This window comes from Mesorhizobium sp. C120A, from assembly GCF_030323105.1.
Taxonomy (GTDB): domain Bacteria; phylum Pseudomonadota; class Alphaproteobacteria; order Rhizobiales; family Rhizobiaceae; genus Mesorhizobium.
Window position 1 is genome coordinate 5,593,105 of sequence record NZ_CP100476.1, and the last position, 18,216, is coordinate 5,611,320.

An 18,216-nucleotide genomic window follows, 5' to 3' on the forward strand; every position below is an offset into this window, starting at 1 on the left:
TCACATGAGGAAAATGCACACGCCGAAAGACAGGCTGATCACCGCCGCGCTCCATGTCGCGCTTGCCGCAGGGCTCTTTTTCGCGGCCTTCCCGATCTACTGGATGCTGAGCAGCTCGTTCAAGTCGAACACCGAAATCTTCGCCCTGCCACCAACCGTCCTGCCGAAGGCCTTCACGCTGGAAGCGTATGCGGCCATCCTGGGCGACCCGGTAAAGCTGCGCTTCTTCTTCAACAGCTACTTCGTGGCCGGAGCGGTGACCGTGCTGACGGTGCTGATCGCCTTGCTGGCGGCCTATGGGTTCAGCCGTTTCAATTTCCGCGGCAAGGGCAGCCTCAACACTCTCATCATCAGCACGCAGACGATCCCGCCGATCACGCTTTTGATCCCCTTCTTCGGGCTTGTCGTCTCGTATGGCATCTTCGACACCTATGTCGCGCTGATCCTGACCTATCTGGTGTTTACGCTGCCCTATGCGATCCTGCTGATGACGGGATATCTGAACACCTTGCCCCACGACCTCGATGAAGCGGTGGCTGTCGACGGCGGCACCAGTTGGACCGCACTGTGGCGGGTGATCGTGCCGATTTCACTGCCTGGTATCGTGGCGACGTCGGTCTACACCTTCCTGTTGTGCTGGAACGAATTTCTCTTTGCGCTGACACTGACGAAGTCGACGTCCATGCGCACCGTCCCGATCGGCATCCAGTTGTTGATGGGGCAACACGCCTTCGAATGGAACCAGATGATGGCGATGAGCGTGCTCGGCTCGCTGCCGCTCCTGGTCATCTACCTGGTTGCCCAGAGGTTCTTCCTCGCCGGCATGACCGCAGGGTCGGTCAAGTAGGATGTCCCTCCAACGGAGGTGGAATCAAGGAATGAAAGGATGACCGTGAAAGACCTGGAAGTCGGTTGCCAGACCTTTACCTGGGAAATGCTCGGCGACCGTTTCGCCGGCGGCCCGGACGATCTGCTCAAGGCGATCGCCGATGGCGGCTATGCCGGGATCGAGATCACCGACACGATGATCGGCCGCTATGCCGCCAAGCCAGCGGAGTTCGCCGCCGCGCTGAAGTCATCCGGGCTGACGCTCGTCTCCTTCGCCTTCGGCTCCAAGAGCGGTTTCACGCTCAGGGATGAGATCGGCGCCGACCTGGAGACCGCCAAACGCTGGATCGACTTCGCCGCCGCCTTTCCCGGCGCGCTGGTGTCGATGGGCTCGGCCACGATCGTTTCCGACGGGCCGCGCGACGACAAGTTTGCCATCGCCGCCGAGGTCTACAACAAAGCCGGCGAGCTCGGGCGCGAGGCCGGCGTCCAGGTCGCGGTGCATCCAAGCTCGCATCACAACACGCTGCTGTTCGACCGCGCCAACTACGACCGCATCTTCGGGCTGCTCGACGCCTCGCTGGTGGGCTGGGTGCCCGACACCGGCCACATCTTGCGCGGTGGCCAGGACATGGCGGATACGCTCACCACTTATCGCGACCGCATCCGCTATGTGCATCTGAAGGATGTCGACGCGAATGGAACCTGGGCGATGCTCGGCAAGGGCGTCTGTGACACGGCGAAGGTGATCGAGATCGCTGGTGCTGCACCCAATTTCAACGGCTGGCTGGTGCTGGAGGAAGAGTCCGAAACGGCCGCCGCCGACCCTGCCGGCGCCGTCAAAACCAACCGCCAGACAATGCGCGGCTACGGAGCCTAAGACGATGACGACGAACAAGCCCCTGTCCGGCCCCGCCGCGATCGCTGCCCTGCCGCGCAACCGGCTGATCGGCGAGTTCTCGCTGTGGTCGGCCGACCTCGCCAATATGGAGCACGATTTGAAGCGCATCGAGACCCATGCCGATGTCCATCATATCGACGTCGCCGACGCCCGCTTCACCCCTGGCTTCCTGTTCTTCCCGGACCTGGTGGCGCGCATCGCCAAGCTCACCGCGAAGCCGATCCATGTCCATTTGATGGTCGAAGCCGAGATCGTCGAAGAACAGACGCGCCAGTTCATCGAGGCCGGCGCCGACCTGATCAGCGTGCACGCCGAAAACGGCGAGACCGGCCTGCGCGCCGTGAAACTGGCGCATGAACTCGGGGCCGAGGCCGGCGTGGTACTGCGGCTGGAAACACCGGTCGCGGCCGTCACGCCCTTCCTGGCGGAAGTGGCGTTCGTGACGCTGCTCGGCACCTCCATCGGCGTCAAGGGCCAGAGCCTGTCGGAGCAGGCGTGTCCGCGCCTGATCGAGGCGCGCGCGCTGATGCGCAAAGCCGGCCGCGAGGCCGACATCGTGCTTGCCGCCGATGGCGGCATCCGCCACGAGACCGTGCCGCTGCTGCGCGCCGCAGGTGCGGAGACCGTGGTGCTGGGCTCGCTGGCCTTCGGCGATCCCGACCTTGCCCGGCGCATGGCCTGGCTGCACGGGCTGGAGGTCGCCGCCTGATGACCAAGCTTGCGCTCGCCTTCGATCTCGGTGGCACGGCGCTGCGCGGTGCGCTGGTCGAGAGCGATGGCCGTATCGTCGCTCATGCTTCGGCGCCGACGCTTGCCGGTGCGGGATCGGAGGCGGTGATCGGCCAGATCGTCGCTCTGGCAGGCACGCTGCTTAGGGAACACCCGCAGGCAAACGTCGCCGGCATCGGCGTCGGTGCGCCGGGGCCACTCGACCCCAAGGCGGGGATCGTCATTGCGCCGCCAACGCTGGCCGGCTGGCACGACGTGCCGCTGATCGACATTCTGGGGCGGCATTTCGGGCTGCCGGTGCGGCTGGAAAACGACGCCAATGCGGCGGCGCTCGGCGAATGGCGTTTTGGCGCCGGACGTGGCAGCGGATCGCTGGTGTTCGTGACTGTGTCCACCGGCATTGGCGGCGGCGTCGTCGCCGATGGCCACATCTATCACGGCAGGCGCGGACTGGCGGCCGAGATCGGCCACATGACCATCACCGGTGAAGGCGACCGCTGCTTTTGCGGCGCCATCGGCTGCTTCGAGGCCGTTGCCTCCGGAACCGCGCTCGGCCGCCGCGCCACGCGACTGACCGCGCCGGGCGACGGCTCGCTCTTACGACGGCTGTCAAATGACGGCGACGTCTCGGCCAGGCATGTCGTAGAGGCTGCCAAGGCCGGCGACGCCAACGCTCTCGACCTGATCGAGGCGGAAGCACAATGGCTGGGCATCGGCTTCACCAACCTGCTTCATCTCTATTCGCCCGATCTGATTGTCATGGGAGGCGGCCTTTCCAACGGGTTCGACCTTCTGGCACCGTCAATCAGAGCGGTCATCCAGCAGCGGGCGATGCCGGCCTATCGCGACGTGCCGATCGTGCAGGCTGAACTCGGCGACCGGGCCGGGCTGATCGGCGCCGCCAGCCTGATCCTGTGGGAAGGCGAACCGGGTGCGCCGCTGGCGATGGCGCAGGACGACAAGGACAGAGGCGCGACAGCCGATGCCACGGAGGCACGCCATGGCTGAACTCGAGCTGCGCGGCGCGCGCGAAGATGGTGAATGGTCCAGTTTGAATGCAGCGCCAAGGTCCCCGAAGAGGACCCCTACCCTTCGCGATTCCAGCTGGCGTATTTTCGGATCGTTTGCCGCTTGTCTTCCGACAAGCCAACAAGGAGATTCTCCTCGAGATAGCCTTGCCGGATGAGATTGGCGAAGACCTGTATTAGCTGTGAATAGCGATAGTCGAACATCTGGTCGATCTTCCGTCGCTGCTGCCGCAGAAAGTCTTCGACATCCCATATTTCGGAAGGCGTTGCCGCAACGTGGGCCCTGCTCTTGAGTTCAGCCAACGTCTTGTCGAGCGCCACCTTCAGCGCTGCGTCATAGGCAGTGCGGGCGACTTTCTTTTCGGACGGAGACCATTTTTCGACGGTCATCGGCTATCTCTATCGAGTTCGCGGTGGCCGGCATCCGGTAGAACCCGCGACAGGCGCAGGACAGCCCCGCCTTTGGGGCCGTTCTACTTCCCGCAATGGTGATCGTTGACCTTGTTCAGCGCATTCGCGTCCGGCCCGACCCTGTCGTAGGAGCAGGGGCCGGCAGCCGTGGTGACCAGCCTCTTATCATAGTAGCGCGGGCCGCCGAACAGGGCATAGAAGAGGTCGCGATGGGCGGGAACGTAGCGTTGCTCCGGTTCCGGCTGGCGATGGCGGTGCTTCTTCTCCTTGGCGAGCGCTGCGGTAGACAGGCTGCAGCCAAGCGCGAGAACAAGGGCGGAGGTCGCGAGGATCTTGATGGTCATCGGCAATACCCTTCTGACGGTTCGGAATCGCAGCATATCCAAAAGCGTGGGCTGAACAAAGGTTCCCTGATTACCATAGCCAGCGCCGAAATCAGCCTGTAACGGCACTGCGCGCCCGCCGCCTTTCCTCCGCAACCAGCAAGTCGACGAAGGCGCGCACCTTGGCCGGCCTGAAGCGCGCCGGCGGGAAGACGGCGTGGATGCCCCCGGACGGCAAGGTCCAATCCGCGAACACCCGCACCAGCCGGCCGCGCGCAATGTCGTCGGCGACACTGTAATCCGGAAATATGCCGAGGCCGATGCCGGCCAGCACGCAGGACAGCACGCCTGGTGTCTTGTCGCAGCTGACGACGGGGTTGAGTTCGGCCAGCACCGTTTCCGTGCCCCTCGAGAACAGCCATTGGCCGACCCCGCGCAACTGGGCGTTGCCGACCCAGGGCAGCGACTTCGCCTGCCTGGGGCTGGCTTCCCCAGGCAGCCTGGCGGCCAGTTCCGGGCTGGCGACGACGAATTGCTGCAGGCTGCCCAGCCGCCGCGCCAGATTGCTGGAACCGGCAAGCCAGCCGACGCGGATGCCAAGATCGATCTGCTCGTCGACCAGGTTGCTGACCGCATCGTCGAAGATCGTCTCGACCCGCATTTTCGGGTATTTTCTGATGTAGGCGGCGATGGTCGGCGCCACGACCTTCTCGCCATAATCGAGCGGCGCCGTCAGCCGCAGCGTCCCCGTCGGCTGCGCCGCTCGCTGCGAAATGTCGCCATAGGCTGCCTCCGCCTCGCGCAGGATGATCGCGGTCCGGTCATAGAACAGACGACCCTCTTCGGTCGCCGTCACGCGCCGGGTCGTGCGCCGCAACAGCGTAGCGCCAAGCTCTTCTTCGAGCTTGCCGACCTGATGGCTGACCACAGCCTTGGCAACACCGAGACGGTCGGCAGCGGCCGTGAACGAGCCGGTCTCCACCACGGTGGCGAAGTAGACGAGCCGATTGAGATTGAGGAGTTCGGTCATAGGCCGCCCATTGTCTGATTTTATCAGACAGTTTGTATGATTGATCGCTATTTTTCGCAAGCGGTCCAGCTGTCATCTATCGGGCAACAGAATGAGGCCGCCATGACCAATGCAACCCTAACCTATCTTTTCGACCCGCTCTGCGGTTGGTGCTATGGCGCCACGCCGATGCTGGATCGACTGGCCGCCGGGACCGCGCTCGAACTGCTGCCGGTGGGGCTTTTCTCCGGTGCCGGCGCGCGGCCGCTGGATACAGGTTTTGCCGCCCACGCCTGGGACAATGACCAGCGCATCGCGCGGCTGAGCGGACAGCGCTTCAGCCAGGCCTATCTCGACAATGTGCTCAATGTCAGCGGCACCTTGCTCGATTCTTCCGCTGCCACCATGGGCATCAACGCCGCCGGGCTGGACGACTGGCGCCAGGAACTTGCGGCACTGAAGGCGATCCAGCATGCGCGCTATGTCGACGGCCGCGATATTGTGACGGTTGACGGCGTCGCCGCGGTACTGACCGACGCCGGCATGAGCGACGCGGCAAAGCTCTTGAAAGCGCCGACGCAGCCGTTTCTGGCGAAGCATCACGACCTGGTCAGCCGCGGGCGGATGTTGTTCCAACGGCTGCATGCCAATGGCGTTCCCGCGCTGGCGGTGATCGGCCAAACGGCGCCGCGCCTGATCGGCGCCAACGCGCTGTTCGGCAGCTACGACAATCTCGTCGCTCACATCGAGGCGGCGTAATCCCAGAAATTCTCCCCAGATGAAATTCTCCCCAGACGAAAGGAAAATCCCCATGAAAATCGCACTTATCGGCGCGTCCGGCCAGGTCGGCTCCCGCCTGCTTAAGGAACTCTCCGATCGCGGGCACAGCATCACCGCCATTGCCCGGCATCCAGACAAGATCGCGGCACTTCCGGGCGTGACTGCCAAGAAGGGCGACGTCTTCGACAAGGATGGCCTAGCCGCCCTGATCAAGGGTCATGACGCGGTGATCTCCTCGGTTCATTTCCTCGACAGCGATCCCGATACGCTCATCGCAGCCGTGCGTGCTTCCGGCGTCAAACGCTACCTCGTCGTCGGCGGCGCCGGCAGCCTTGAGGTTGCGCCCGGCAAGCGCCTGGTCGACACGCCGACCTTCCCTGATATCTACAAGGCCGAGGCGCAGAAGGGCGCCGACTTCCTCGACACGCTGCGGACGGTCGACGATCTCGACTGGACCTTGCTGTCGCCTTCGGCGCTGTTCGTCGCCGGCGAGCGGACCGGCAAATACCGCATCGGCAAGGACACGCTGCTGACGTCCGACAAGGGCAGCAGCATTTCCTTCGAGGACTACGCCATCGTCATGGCTGACGAGATCGAAAAGCCGGCGCATATCAAGCAGCGCTTTACGGTCGGCTACTGAGCGCACTTCATTGACAGGCGGGCACTCGACGGAGCGGCCCGCGTCGGTTCCTATCGACGATAGTGCCATCGGAGCCTCCGATGGCACTATCGCTTTCTTCCGTTTCCACTCCTGCCGCCGGTCTGCGACTCTCGCCGGAGCGGTTCAGGACAGGAACGGAAACATGGCAGACATCGCAAAATCGAAAATCGCTATCATTGGCGGCAGCTCCGGAATGGGGCTGGCGTTGGCAAGGCGGTGCCTGGACTCAGGCGCCGAAGTCATCATCGTCAGCCGCAGTGAAGCCAGGCTCAAGCGTGCCGGCGAGGCGCTGCAGAACCCTTCCGCTTTGAGCGCCGTCGCGGCCGATATCGCCAGGGAGGATCAGGTCGCTGACCTGTTCAAGCGAATTGGCCGGCTCGACCATATTGTCAGCACCGCCGCCGACATCGAAGGCGCCTATGAGCTATTGCCTTCAGTCGACCTGAAGGCGGCGCAGCGGGTCGTCGAAAGCAAATTCTACGGGCCGCTGCTGCTCGCCAAGCATGGCGCGCCGCAGCTTTCGGCCAACGGCTCCATCACCTTCACCTCAGGCATTGCCGCCTACCGGCCGGCGGCGCGCGGCTCGGTCGTTGCCGCTGTCAACGCTGCGCTGGAAGGGTTGGTGCGGGCGCTGGCGGTCGAGCTGGCGCCGGTCCGTGTCAACGCCGTCTCGCCGGGCTGGGTCGACACGCCGATCTGGAGTTTTGTGGCCGGCGACAAGAAGGACGAGACGCTCGATGCAATGGCCAGGCGCCTGCCGGTCGGCCGCGTCGGACAGCCGGACGACATTGCCGATGCCATCGCCTTTCTGATGGGCAACGGTTTTACGACAGGGACGGTTCTGCATGTCGAGGGCGGTCATCGGCTGATCTGAGCGCAGCGAAATTCCTGGCCGCGGCCGCCAGCAGCAGTTTCAGCGCCGGCGGCTGGACCCGCCGGCGGCGCCAGACCATGACCAGCGACGCCGTGCGGGCCGACCCCGGCCACGGCAATTCGACGATCTCGCCGCGATCGAGCGCGTCGGCAACGGCCAGCCGCGGCACCAGGCCCATGCCGACACCAGTCGCCACCAAGCCCGCAATGGCGCCGATGCTGCCCGCTTCGGCGGCAAGTTCTGGCGCTGCAATCTCGGCAAAGGCAGTGTCGAACAGATGCCGGTAGACGCATCCGGTTTCCGTCACCACGAAACTCATCGCGGCGAGCGCGGTTAGGTCGTTCTGTCGCGATGCGGCCGCATGCTCAGCTGATGCGACAAGGACCAGCGGCTCGGCCGATATCGTGCGCCGGGCCAGACGTTCGTCCAGACCGCCCTTGTCGAAACAGAAGGCGACGTCGATCTCGCTCTCTTCGAGCTGCCGCAGCAGGGCATCGCTGCCGGCAATTTTCAGCCGCAGACCGATCTCCGGGTGGTCGCCTCGAAAGGCCGCCAGCCATTGCGGAAGTCTGACGGTCGCAATCGTCTCCAGCGCGCCGACCGTAACCGTTCCGGCGGTCATTCCCGTCGTTGCCTCGACGGCAATACGCGCCTCCTCCGCCAGTTGCAGAATCTCTTCCGCATAGGGTTTCAGCGCGTCGCCGGCCGTTGTCAGGTCGAGGCCGTGGCGCGAGCGGATGAAGAGGACGACACCAAGTTCGCTTTCCAGCGACTGGATCTGGTCGCTGACGCTCGACTGCGCCAGATGAACCTCCCGCGCTGCGCGGGTGATGTTGCGGTGCCGCGCCACGGCGAGGAAGGTCTTGAGCAATCGTGGGTGCATGCCGTTTCCGGATCTGTCTCTGTTCGACATTTCGGGCTTGGCTGGTCCATTTGCAACCCTGTTCCATTTGCAACCCCGGTCCATTTGCAACCCCGGTCCATTTGCAACCCATTGACGCCGGCGTCATCTGGTTGCGGCAGACCGAAGGGCCAGAATTTCGCGGCAATGACCCGCAAGTTTTCCCGCGGCCGGCGCGGTGGCCCAAGAGATCGCCTCTGGCAGATCGCATCGTACGTATGCTCTATGCCAAGCTGATTTCCAGCACCGATGGAAGGACCGACATGCCCCGCCCGCAAGGAACCATCGCCCCGATCCTGACGCCGTTCGAGAACGATGGCCGCATTGCCCGTGACCTTTGGATCTCACACGCCAAATGGGCGCTGGGCCAGGGCGCGCATTTCCTGTCGCCGTTCGGCACCACGGGCGAGGCGCTGTCGCTCTCGCTCGACGAGCGCATGCAGGCGCTGGAATGGCTGGTTGCATCAGGCATTTCGCCGGGGCGCATGATGCCCGGCACCGGCGTCACCGCACTGCCCGAAACCGTCGAACTGTCGAAGCACGCGGTCGGCCTCGGCTGCGCCGCCGTGATGGTGCTGCCATCGTTCTTCTACACGGCCGCCGGGGACGATGGCCAGGCGCGCTACTACAGCGAGCTGATCGAAAGGGTGGCCAACCCGGCGCTGAAGATGATCCTCTACCACATCCCGCAGAACTCCGGCGTGCCGGTAAGCCCTGCCCTGACCGCCCGGTTGAGCGCGGCGTTTCCAGAGACGGTCGTCGCCTACAAGGATAGCGCCGGCGACTGGAACAACACGGCGGCGGTGATTGCCGCCGCACCCGACGTCGCGGTGTTCCCCAGCTCGGAGGCGCAACTGACCAAGGGGCTCGCCAGTGGTGCTGCGGGCTGTATCTCCGCGACCGTCAATCTCAACGCTGCGGCCATCCGCGCCCTCTACGACGCGACGATCGCTGGCCAAGACGTCACGGAAGCGGACGCCGCGATCAGGGCGTTCCGCAAGGTGATCCAGGATGCAGGCCTGATCCCGGCAATGAAGGCCGTGCTGGCGGTGCGCTCCGGCGACAAACGCTGGCTCAACCTGCGCGCGCCGCATGAGAATGCGACGCTGGAAAGCGGCAAGGCGCTGCTCACTGCGCTCGGTCCCGCAGCCGATCACATTGGCCGAGGTCACGCATGATGGCGGTTGGCGCAACCCACATGCTCGCATCTTTTCAATCGGCCTAAAGTGACGAGCCTGCCGCCTCTAACGCCGACACGTGCTTAAGCGGTCGCGGACGATCAGCCCCTTTCAGGCACAGTGCGATACCGCCATTGGCCCTTGAACGGTCAAAATCGAGGCGTACCATCGCGGTATCTGAAACTGAGTCTGTTTTCATTCGTCTGGGCTAATGTCCGGATCGGATTGGGTATTTTCCTTGGCAATGGATGCAACCCGCGGCGCAGCGATGCGCGGCAAATCGTTTGCCCATGTGGCGGAGGCGTCCTGGGGCAAGGGCCTCAGCACGCTGCTGCGCATCCTGCGCATGACGTTGCGCCATCCCTGGCAGGTTGCGATCACCATCGCCTCGACCTTCATCGCCGCGACGCTGCAGCTGTTCATCCCGCGCCTGCTGGGCCACGCCATCGACCAGGCGCAAGGCGTGATGGCTGGAGGCGGCGGCGCGGCGGCTGAGCAGGCGCTGTGGACGACGGCGATCACCTTGCTCGTCGTCAGCATTCTGCGCGGCCTCTTCACCATGGCGCAGAATTATTATGGCGAGGCCGTTGGCCACCGCACCGGCTATGAGCTGCGCCTGGCCTTCTACGAGAAGATCCAGCGGCTGAGCTTCTCCTTCCATGACCGGGTGCATACCGGCGACCTGATTACGCTTGGCCTGCTCGACCTCGACGGCGTGCGCATGTTCTTTTCCACCGGCATATTGCGCGTGGTGCTGCTCGGCGTGCTGATCGGCGTCGGCTCCTATCTCCTGATCAGCACCGATCTCGAGCTCGGGCTGCTCAGTCTGAGTTTCGTGCCGTTCGTCGCCTGGCGCTCCTCGGTCACACAGCTCAGGCTGCGCAGCACCTGGCTGACGCTGCAGGAGCGGCTGTCAGTGCTGAGCCGGGTGATGGACGAGAACCTCGGCGGAATCCGCGTCGTGCGCGCCTTTGCGGCGCAGCGGCATGAGCTGGAAAAATTCGACCGCGCCAAGAAGTCGGCGCTGGAGCTTGCCGACCAGCGCGTCGACATCCGCGTCTCTAACACCAGCGCCATGAATTTTTCCTTCCTGGCGGCCATGGGCCTGGTGCTGTGGTTCGGTGGCCAGAAGGTGATCGCGGGCCAGATCAGCGTCGGCACGCTGGCGCAGTTCCTCACCTTCATGACCATCCTGCAGATGCCGGTGCGCCAGCTCGGGCTGATGGTCAACTCGTTCGCCCGCGCCTCGACCTGCGGCACAAGGCTGTTCGAACTGCTTGACGCCGAACTTGACATCGAGGATGCGCCTGATGCCAAGGATCTCGTGGTCACCGAAGGCTTGCTGCGCTTCGACAATGTCGGCTTCCGCTACGCGGGCGCCGGCGGCCGGCCGGCACTGTCGGGCATTTCCTTCGAGGCCCGGTCCGGCGAGACCGTCGGCATTGTCGGCCCGCCGGGCAGCGGCAAGTCGACCATCGCGCATCTGATCCCGCGCTTCTACGATGTGACGTCAGGCGCGATCACCATCGACGGGCAGGATATACGCGAGGTCACGCTGCAATCGTTGCGCAAGGCGGTCGGCGTCGTGCAGCAGGACGCCTTCCTGTTCACCACCTCGATCGAAAACAACATCGCCTATGGAAATCCGTGGGCGCGCGAGACCCGCATCGGGCAGGCGGCTGAATACGCCCAGTTGCACAATTACATCATCGGGCTTCCGGCCGGCTACACCACGGTCGTGGGCGAGCGCGGCTCATCGCTTTCCGGCGGCCAGCGGCAGCGCCTGACCATCGCCCGCACCCTGATGCTGCGGCCTTCGGTGCTGGTCTTCGACGATTCCACCGCGGCTGTCGACGCCGGCACCGAGCAGCGAATCCGCACCGCGATGAAGCGCTTCGCCAAGGACCGCGTGACGCTGATCATCTCGCACCGGCTGAGCTCGCTGATGCATGCCGACCAGATCCTGTTCGTCGAGAATGGCCGCATCGCCGAGCGCGGCATGCACCAGGAATTGCTGGCGCTGGGTGGACGCTACCGCGCGCTTTACGACCTGCAGCTGCGGCCGGACGACGATTTGCCGGTGGCGGTGGGAGCCGCATGATGTCGACACAGAACGACGACCAGAAGGAAGACACCAGCCGGCGGCCCACCAGGGCCGTCGTCGGTTCGCACCGCGACGAGGAAGAGGTCTTCGGCAAGGTCTACGATCCGCGTATCGTGCGCCGCATCTGGAGCTTCGTGAAACCGTATCAGGGCCGGATCTTCATCTCGGTTGCCGCCGTGCTGGTGTTCACGCTGACGCAATTGGCGATCCCGCTGGTCATCCGTTACGCCATCGACCACGGCATGGCCGCTGGCAAGGCCGACAGCTCCGTCATGAACTGGGCGATCGGCGCCTTCGCTCTGATCATCCTGATCAACTATGGCGCCAGCTATGTCCAGGAAAGTGTCGTCGGCAAGGTGGCCGAGAATGTGCTGTCGGATTTGCGCCGCGCCATGTTCAGCCATCTGCAGCGCGTCTCGCTGAGCTTCATGGACAAGACCGAAGTGGGACGGCTGATGTCGCGCCTGCAGGGCGACGTCAATTCCATGCAGGAATTCCTCGAGACGTCGGTCATGTCGGTGGGCGACATCGTGCTGCTGTTCGGCATCGTGAGCGTTCTGTTGTGGCTCGATTTCCGGCTCGGTCTGCTGACGCTGTCGACCATGCCGGCGCTGTTCATCGTGCGCCTGTTCTGGCTGCCGCGCGCCAAGGTCGCCTTCATGGCCGCGCATGAGACCAACTCGATCGCCAATGGCGCGCTGGCGGAAGGCATCCATGGCGTGCGCACTGTGCAGAGTCTCGAACGCCAGCACGTCAATTTCGACCTCTATGACGAGAAGGTGCTGGCCAATCTCAGGGCTCACCTGACCTCGGCCAAATATGCGCAGGTGATGGTGCCGATCGTCGACACGCTGACCGGCATTGCGATGGCGACGGTCATCGTCGTCGGCGGTTCGATGGTGCTGTCGCACAGCCTCGACATCGGCGTCATGGTGGCGTTCCTGTTCTACATCCAGCGCTTCTTCGACCCGATCCGCTCGCTCACCATGCAGTACAGTGTCATGCAGCGCGCCATGGCGTCGGGCCAACGCATCTCCGAAGTGCTGGACGTGCCGGTCGACGTTAGCGACAAACAAGGCGCGGTGGCGCTGACGCGCGACATGGACGGTTCGGTCGAGTTCAGGAACGTCACCTTCGGCTACCGGCAGAACCAGCCGGTGCTGAAAAACATCTCCTTCCGCGTCAATCCGGGCGAGACGGTTGCGCTTGTCGGCCCGACCGGTTCGGGCAAGTCGAGCTGCATGGCGCTGGTGCACCGCTTCTATGATGTCTGGTCGGGCGAGGTGCGGGTCGGCGGCCACGACGTGCGCGACGTGACGCAGGATTCGCTCGGCGACCAGGTGGCGATGGTGTTGCAGGAGCCATTCCTGTTTTCCGGCACGGTGCTGGAGAACATCCGCTACCACAAGACATCGGCTACCCGCGAAGAGGTTGTGCGCGCCGCGCAGGCCGTCGGCGCGCACGACTTCATCGAGCATTTGCCCGATGGCTACGACACCGAGCTCGAACAGCGCGGCGGCAATCTGTCCCTCGGCCAGCGCCAGCTGATCAGTTTCGCCCGGGCGCTGGTCGCCGACGCCAAGATCCTGGTGCTCGACGAGGCCACGGCGAGCATCGATTCCTACACCGAGATGCTGATCCAGAAAGCGCTGGTCACGCTGCTGGAAGGCCGCACCGGGCTGGTCATCGCGCACCGGCTGGCGACCATACGCGGCGCCGATCGCATCATCGTTCTACAGAACGGCGAGATCGTCGAGAGCGGAAATCACGAGCAGCTGATGGCGGCCAAGGGCCTCTATGCCAGGCTCTACAACATGAACTACGCATCGTTCGACGATATTGCCGAGGAAGACATAGGCGCGCCGGCCGGCAAGGCGACGTGAGCTGCTGCCGGTTCAGCTCGACTGGGAATGGTGCGGGGCCAAAACTCGTCGTCGACCAATTCGGCTTCAGATGACGACACGTTTCAGCTCGCCTTCCAGCGTAAGCCCGGCGTCAAGCCTGCCGCGCGTTCAGGTGGAGGAGCGGCCGGCCGCCTAAAGGGCAATCCCGCGTAAATTCTGAATTCTACGCGCCGCCTGGCGCGATGCACGCGCAGCTTGCGCCTGAACCTCAGCAAACGCCGTCATGATGGCTTTCGTTCCTTAGCCGTCGGATGAAAATCGCCGGGGAACAGGAAGGCTTGCTGGGAGTTTAGTTCTTCGAGCCGCGCCGTGAACGGCGCGGCAGCGAAGGAGACGGCATATGGGCCTGGGTACCATTCTTATTATCATCCTGATCATCGCGTTGCTCGGCGGCTTCAGCGGCCTCGGCGGCGGCCCCTTCTACGGCACTGGTTACTATGGCGGCGGTGGCCTCGGGCTGGTGCTGATCATCGTGATCATTCTGGTTGTTCTCGGGCGAATATAGCGTCGCCATTGGCGGCCGCCGAGTTCTACGGCGGCCGCGTTTTCGCCTGACATCGAGGTTTGAAGACATGGCAGCTGAAGACATTGCTGGTCCGGAAACACTGGGCCGGCCTCGGCGCGAGCGAGAGCGAACGCGACGAGCTGGGATATCCTAATGGTGGCACGATCCGAAGGCGGCGGGCGTAAGCTGCAGACCCCGACACCCGCCTGGCGGCCGTGGCGTTCATCGAGGCGGATCGGACGCTTCGAGGAACCCAGGACGGCGACGAGGCGGGTTCGGCCTTTCTCGCTCTTGTCGACAAGGGCAGCATCGGCCTGAAGGCCGCAATGGCAGGCACGCCTTACGCCTGAACGCGGTCAACCCGCCGTAACTCCGCCAGCAGAAACACCACCAGCACGCAGCACAGCAGGCCAAGCGACGATGGCAGTCCCTGATGTCCGGTCAGTTGCATCGCCAGCCCGGCCACGGGTGAGCCGACGATGCCGCCTACCCCCATACGAACGCGAAGGCGGCATTGCCGGCGATCAAGGCTTGACCGGTGAAACGCTCGCCGAGCTGGATCAGCGACAGCGTGTAGATCCCGAACGAGACCCCGCCCCAGACGAAGAAGAGCGGCCAGATAAGCCACGTAGCGAAGAGCAACGGCAACAGCAGGCAACCGGCCAGGCAAGCCAGGACACAGAACAGCATCATCGGCTTCGAGCCAAACCGTTCGGCGGCGCGCCCAAGCACGACCTGCAGCACGGCATTGCCGGCGATGAAACAGGTGATGAGCGAAGCGATGCGCTGCTCAGTGCTGCCGAGCGCGGCACCATAGACCGCGAACAGCGAAAGCAGGACTTGCTCGAAGGCGGCAGCCGTGAAGACTGCGAACAAGAGCAGCGGCGCCAGCGCGAAGAAGCCGCCGACCGACACCGCTTCGCCCTCACGCGGCATGTCGGGCAGGCGCGGCGCGACGGCAAGCACGATCAGGCCGCAGACAAGGAAGGCCGCGCTGCCGATGATGAAGGGTGGCCATCCTTGCGTGCCGACCAAGCCTAGCGACAGCGGGCCGAGGCCAAAGCCGGCGGAAACGATGGAGGAGTATAGGCCCATGATGCGGCCTCGGCGTGCGGCGGGTGTGATCGAGACCAGCCAGGTTTCACTGATCACGTAAAGCGGATTGGCAAAGAAGCCGAGCAGGAAGCGCAACGGCATCCAGGCCCATACATCCTGCGTCCAGGCAATCGCGATCAGGACGGTTGCTGCCAGGATCGAACACACAACCGCAAAGCGCGCCGCGCCCACCCGCCGGACCAGCGCCGGCGTGAAGAGCGACGATATAATGAAACCCAGAGGCGTCATCGCGGCCGAGAGGCCGATAAGGCCCGGTGTCGTCCCTTGCCGTTCCAGGATGAAGCTGAGCAGCGGATACGTCAGCCCCTGTGCTATGGCGAACACCGTAACTGTCGCGATGATGCCGGCCATCGCGGCCCATGCGATGTGGTTCTCCGGCGGTGACGTCGCGTCTTCGGCGCTCATGCCGACTTCGAAGCAGGATCGGCACGTTCCGGCAAGGGCAAATGCCGGCAAAGTGCCGCGGCACGCCCAAACAGGCGGTCGGGTGTTATCCGCGACATCAGCTCACACTTGCCAGAAGCGTTTGACGATTTCGGCCTCGACCTGGCGTCTGGTCAGACCGATATCGTCGATCAGGTGCGGATTGGCCTCCGCCATCTGCTTGAGGTCCCAGCGAAAGCGTATCCGCTCGCGCCAGGCCGCGATCATGCCCCGCGGGCCTGTCGGACGCCGGCCCGATGACACCGCCTTTTCCGGCAAGGCTGCACGAGCAGAAGCAAGGGTATCGTTCATGGCAACCTCCATTCGGTTTGAGGGGCGACAGCCCTCTGCTTGAAAGAGGTTGAATTCTGCCGCATGCGGACGGCGCCGTAATTAAGCCCGGCCAAATAGTTCTCAAAAGTTCCAAACCGGCTAGAGCACCTCGCCGTTTCATGGAAACGGCGAGGTGCTCAACTCTTTGTTTTGACGCCATACGTCCGTGAAGCGCTCCGCCGCGCTTTCCCGTGGGAAAACCGCCTTCACACCTTTCCTGGAATTGCTCTATAGATGCGCGTTATGCAGGGATCGCGCTTTGCCTTTGGTCCGTTCGTGCTTGATCCGGGTGCGGGAACGCTCCTTCGGGACCAAGTTCCCGTCGCCGCCGGCCACCGCGGACTGCAGCTGCTGGCGGCGCTCGTCGCCCGGCCCGGCGAGATCGTGGCCAAGGCCGAGTTGATGGATGCGGCATGGCCAGGCACCGCCGTTGAGGAAGGCAACCTCACCGTCCAGATTGCGCAATTGCGCAAGCTGCTGGGTCCGGCCACGAACGGCGGAGAATGGATATCGACCGTTCCGCGCGTCGGCTATCGCTTCGCCGGCGCCATCGAACAGCTCGGCGACGAGAAGCGACAGGCTTTGCCGCTGCCCGCCAAACCGTCGATAGCCGTGCTGCCCTTTGCCAATTTCAGCAACGACCCCGAGCAGGAAGCCTTCGCCGACGGGTTGACCGAAGACCTGATCACCGACCTGTCGAGGATCGGCGGCCTATTCGTCATCGCGCGCAACTCGACCTTTGCCTACAAGGGCAAGGCGGTGGATGTGCGCGAGGTCGCCAGGGAACTTGGCGTGCGCTATCTCTTGGAGGGCAGCGCCAGACGCGCCGCCGGGCGCGTGCGCATCAACGCCCAGCTGGTCGACGCGCTGAGCGGCGAGCATTTGTGGGCAGACCGCTTCGATCGCGGCCTGGAAGATATTTTTGCCGTTCAGGACGAGGTGACGGCCAAGATCGTCGAGGCGCTGCTGGGCCGGCTGCGCGCGCCGCTGCCGCGCAACCGGCCCCGAAATCTCGAGGCCTATGATCTGTGCGTGCGAGCCCGCAACCTGATCGACGTCTCGCCGGAGACGGCGCGCGAAGCGCATCTGTTGCTGACGCGCGCGCTTGCGCTCGATCCGGACTATGCCGAAGCCTATCGCTGGCTTGCCATGAACCACTGGATGGGATGGGTGCATTGGGGAGAGCCCATTGAGCCTGCCCGCGGCCTTGCCCTGGAACTGGCGCGCAAGGCTGTGGCGATCGATCCCAACGATGCCGGCTGCCACTGGGTGCTTGCCAACCTGCTTGCCTATGAGCGCAGATTCGACGAGGCGGATGTGGGATTTGCCAAGGCGTTCGAACTCGACCCGAACGAGGCCGATGCCTGGGCGACATTGTCCGACATCGCGATCCTGGCCGGGCGCGTCGAGGACGGCCTCGACTATATCAGCAAGGCGTTCCGGCTGAACCCGTTTCCGGCAAGCTGGTACTACCTGACGCTCGGCCAGGCGCAATATGCGGCGCGCGACTATGAAGCCGCGGTCGAGACGACGCGCCGGGACGAGACGTATCGGACAAGCTCGCGCCGTTTCCTTGCGGCAAGCCTTGCGCAACTCGGCCGGATCGACGAGGCGCGCGCCGAGGTCGACTTGTTCCTTGTCGCGAACCCACATTTCACCACCCGCCACTGGGTCGAGACGGAGCCGTTCCGCGACACTGCCACGCTCGACCATTTCGTCGATGGCTTCCGAAAGGCCGGCCTTCCGGAGTGACGGACCGGCGTGCTCGATCGATGCCAGGCACCGTCGGTTGCGGATCAATCCTGCCAATGTTTGCACGTCGCGAGGCCGCTCGACCGATCTTGCTTCCGCGAGCAGCCATCCAACAGCGATTGCAGCGAAGCGGCGCGCGAAACCTCTGTCACGGTGAAGCCGGCTGGAACGGCCACGATCGATCCGGCCACGGGTGAGCGCTGGGTGGCGGCTGGCGACTGCCTGTTGCGCTCTCGTCTGCAATGCCGGCATCACGGTCGCCGTGGGCAATGATCGGCTTGCCTCATTGAGCTTTTAGCGACGCGCTCCGACAACTCGCGATGATTTTTCTAGATGCCATTTGTCGAAGCACGATCTTTTCCGAAAGCCGGTTCCCACTTTTCGGGATCATGCTCTAGCGGCTGTCTGTTTCTTGTTGCTCGCGTGATCGGAAGTCACGCGCACAACCTGATTATC

The 18,216-nt window shown here is 64.0% G+C and carries 18 protein-coding genes and 1 pseudogene; 13 read left to right on the forward strand and 6 right to left on the reverse strand.

Annotation, left to right across the window (positions count from 1 at the left end):
• Window positions 1-4 precede the first annotated feature (4 nt).
• The 4 genes from NL532_RS27405 to NL532_RS27420 are packed head-to-tail and all read left to right on the forward strand — an operon-like array spanning window position 5 to window position 3,466.
• Window positions 5-847 carry a carbohydrate ABC transporter permease gene (locus NL532_RS27405; protein ID WP_023740600.1) on the forward strand — a complete coding sequence of 281 codons (843 nt, stop codon included), beginning with the start codon at window positions 5-7 and terminating at the stop codon, window positions 845-847.
• Between the two features lie 39 nt (window positions 848-886).
• Window positions 887-1,708 carry a sugar phosphate isomerase/epimerase family protein gene (locus tag NL532_RS27410; protein ID WP_023740599.1) on the forward strand — a complete coding sequence of 274 codons (822 nt, stop codon included), beginning with the start codon at window positions 887-889 and terminating at the stop codon, window positions 1,706-1,708.
• A gap of 4 nt (window positions 1,709-1,712) precedes the next feature.
• The gene (locus NL532_RS27415) at window positions 1,713-2,438 is read left to right on the forward strand and encodes a ribulose-phosphate 3-epimerase (RefSeq protein ID WP_031202456.1); all 726 of its coding nucleotides are present in this window, start codon (window positions 1,713-1,715) and stop codon (window positions 2,436-2,438) included.
• Window positions 2,438-3,466 carry an ROK family protein gene (locus tag NL532_RS27420; RefSeq protein WP_023735659.1) on the forward strand — a complete coding sequence of 343 codons (1,029 nt, stop codon included), beginning with the start codon at window positions 2,438-2,440 and terminating at the stop codon, window positions 3,464-3,466. Before NL532_RS27415 ends, NL532_RS27420 begins: the two co-directional genes overlap by 1 nt.
• Window positions 3,467-3,543: 77 nt before the next feature.
• Here the strand turns inward: NL532_RS27420 and frp are convergent, their stop codons facing one another.
• The 3 genes from frp to NL532_RS27435 form a co-directional block, all read right to left on the reverse strand.
• Window positions 3,544-3,876, reverse strand: a complete 333-nt coding sequence (gene frp, locus NL532_RS27425; protein ID WP_023699790.1) for a fluorescence recovery protein — start codon at window positions 3,874-3,876, stop codon at window positions 3,544-3,546.
• A gap of 83 nt (window positions 3,877-3,959) precedes the next feature.
• A complete protein-coding gene (locus tag NL532_RS27430) occupies window positions 3,960-4,241 on the reverse strand; it encodes a hypothetical protein (protein WP_023827987.1) in 282 nt (93 codons plus the stop codon).
• A gap of 91 nt (window positions 4,242-4,332) precedes the next feature.
• Window positions 4,333-5,250, reverse strand: coding sequence for a LysR substrate-binding domain-containing protein (locus NL532_RS27435; protein ID WP_023827986.1), 918 nt, complete (start codon window positions 5,248-5,250; stop codon window positions 4,333-4,335).
• Between the two features lie 102 nt (window positions 5,251-5,352).
• On the opposite strand from NL532_RS27435, the gene NL532_RS27440 reads away from it, so the two are divergent.
• The 3 genes from NL532_RS27440 (at window position 5,353) to NL532_RS27450 (ending at window position 7,544) form a co-directional block, all read left to right on the forward strand.
• The gene (locus NL532_RS27440) at window positions 5,353-5,988 is read left to right on the forward strand and encodes a DsbA family protein (RefSeq protein WP_023827985.1); all 636 of its coding nucleotides are present in this window, start codon (window positions 5,353-5,355) and stop codon (window positions 5,986-5,988) included.
• A 52-nt stretch (window positions 5,989-6,040) separates the two neighbouring features.
• The gene (locus tag NL532_RS27445) at window positions 6,041-6,649 is read left to right on the forward strand and encodes an NAD(P)-dependent oxidoreductase (protein WP_023667893.1); all 609 of its coding nucleotides are present in this window, start codon (window positions 6,041-6,043) and stop codon (window positions 6,647-6,649) included.
• A 163-nt stretch (window positions 6,650-6,812) separates the two neighbouring features.
• Complete coding sequence (locus NL532_RS27450) at window positions 6,813-7,544, forward strand: SDR family oxidoreductase (RefSeq protein ID WP_023753996.1); 732 nt, start codon at window positions 6,813-6,815, stop codon at window positions 7,542-7,544.
• On the opposite strand, the gene NL532_RS27455 is transcribed toward NL532_RS27450, so the two are convergent.
• Window positions 7,495-8,427 (reverse strand): LysR family transcriptional regulator, encoded by a 933-nt coding sequence (locus NL532_RS27455; protein ID WP_023827984.1) that lies wholly within the window; start codon window positions 8,425-8,427, stop codon window positions 7,495-7,497. The two genes, NL532_RS27450 and NL532_RS27455, sit on opposite strands and share 50 nt — an antisense overlap.
• A 281-nt stretch (window positions 8,428-8,708) precedes the next feature.
• Here NL532_RS27455 and NL532_RS27460 point away from each other — a divergent pair, with 281 nt between their 5' ends.
• The 5 genes from NL532_RS27460 to NL532_RS27480 all read left to right on the forward strand — a co-directional run bounded on the left by NL532_RS27460 (window position 8,709) and on the right by NL532_RS27480 (window position 14,486).
• Entirely contained in the window at window positions 8,709-9,623 is a 915-nt protein-coding gene (locus tag NL532_RS27460) for a dihydrodipicolinate synthase family protein (RefSeq protein WP_023738384.1), read from the forward strand.
• A 268-nt stretch (window positions 9,624-9,891) separates the two neighbouring features.
• Window positions 9,892-11,724 (forward strand): ABC transporter ATP-binding protein, encoded by a 1,833-nt coding sequence (locus NL532_RS27465; RefSeq protein ID WP_245263069.1) that lies wholly within the window; start codon window positions 9,892-9,894, stop codon window positions 11,722-11,724.
• A complete protein-coding gene (locus NL532_RS27470; RefSeq protein WP_023818565.1) occupies window positions 11,724-13,610 on the forward strand; it encodes an ABC transporter ATP-binding protein in 1,887 nt (628 codons plus the stop codon). Before NL532_RS27465 ends, NL532_RS27470 begins: the two co-directional genes overlap by 1 nt.
• 361 nt (window positions 13,611-13,971) lie before the next feature.
• The gene (locus NL532_RS27475; protein WP_023667887.1) at window positions 13,972-14,136 is read left to right on the forward strand and encodes a DUF3309 family protein; all 165 of its coding nucleotides are present in this window, start codon (window positions 13,972-13,974) and stop codon (window positions 14,134-14,136) included.
• 215 nt (window positions 14,137-14,351) lie between these two features.
• Window positions 14,352-14,486: a hypothetical protein gene (locus NL532_RS27480; protein WP_023804413.1), complete on the forward strand. Its 135-nt coding sequence runs from the start codon at window positions 14,352-14,354 to the stop codon at window positions 14,484-14,486.
• Here NL532_RS27480 and NL532_RS27485 read toward each other — a convergent pair.
• Window positions 14,477-15,657, reverse strand: a pseudogene (locus NL532_RS27485) (MFS transporter). The gene NL532_RS27480 and the pseudogene NL532_RS27485 sit on opposite strands and share 10 nt — an antisense overlap.
• A 102-nt stretch (window positions 15,658-15,759) precedes the next feature.
• A complete protein-coding gene (locus NL532_RS27490) occupies window positions 15,760-15,987 on the reverse strand; it encodes a DUF1127 domain-containing protein (RefSeq protein WP_023692229.1) in 228 nt (75 codons plus the stop codon).
• 255 nt (window positions 15,988-16,242) lie between these two features.
• On the opposite strand from NL532_RS27490, the gene NL532_RS27495 reads away from it, so the two are divergent.
• Window positions 16,243-17,760, forward strand: coding sequence for a winged helix-turn-helix domain-containing tetratricopeptide repeat protein (locus NL532_RS27495; RefSeq protein WP_031193231.1), 1,518 nt, complete (start codon window positions 16,243-16,245; stop codon window positions 17,758-17,760).
• Window positions 17,761-18,216: the final 456 nt, after the last annotated feature.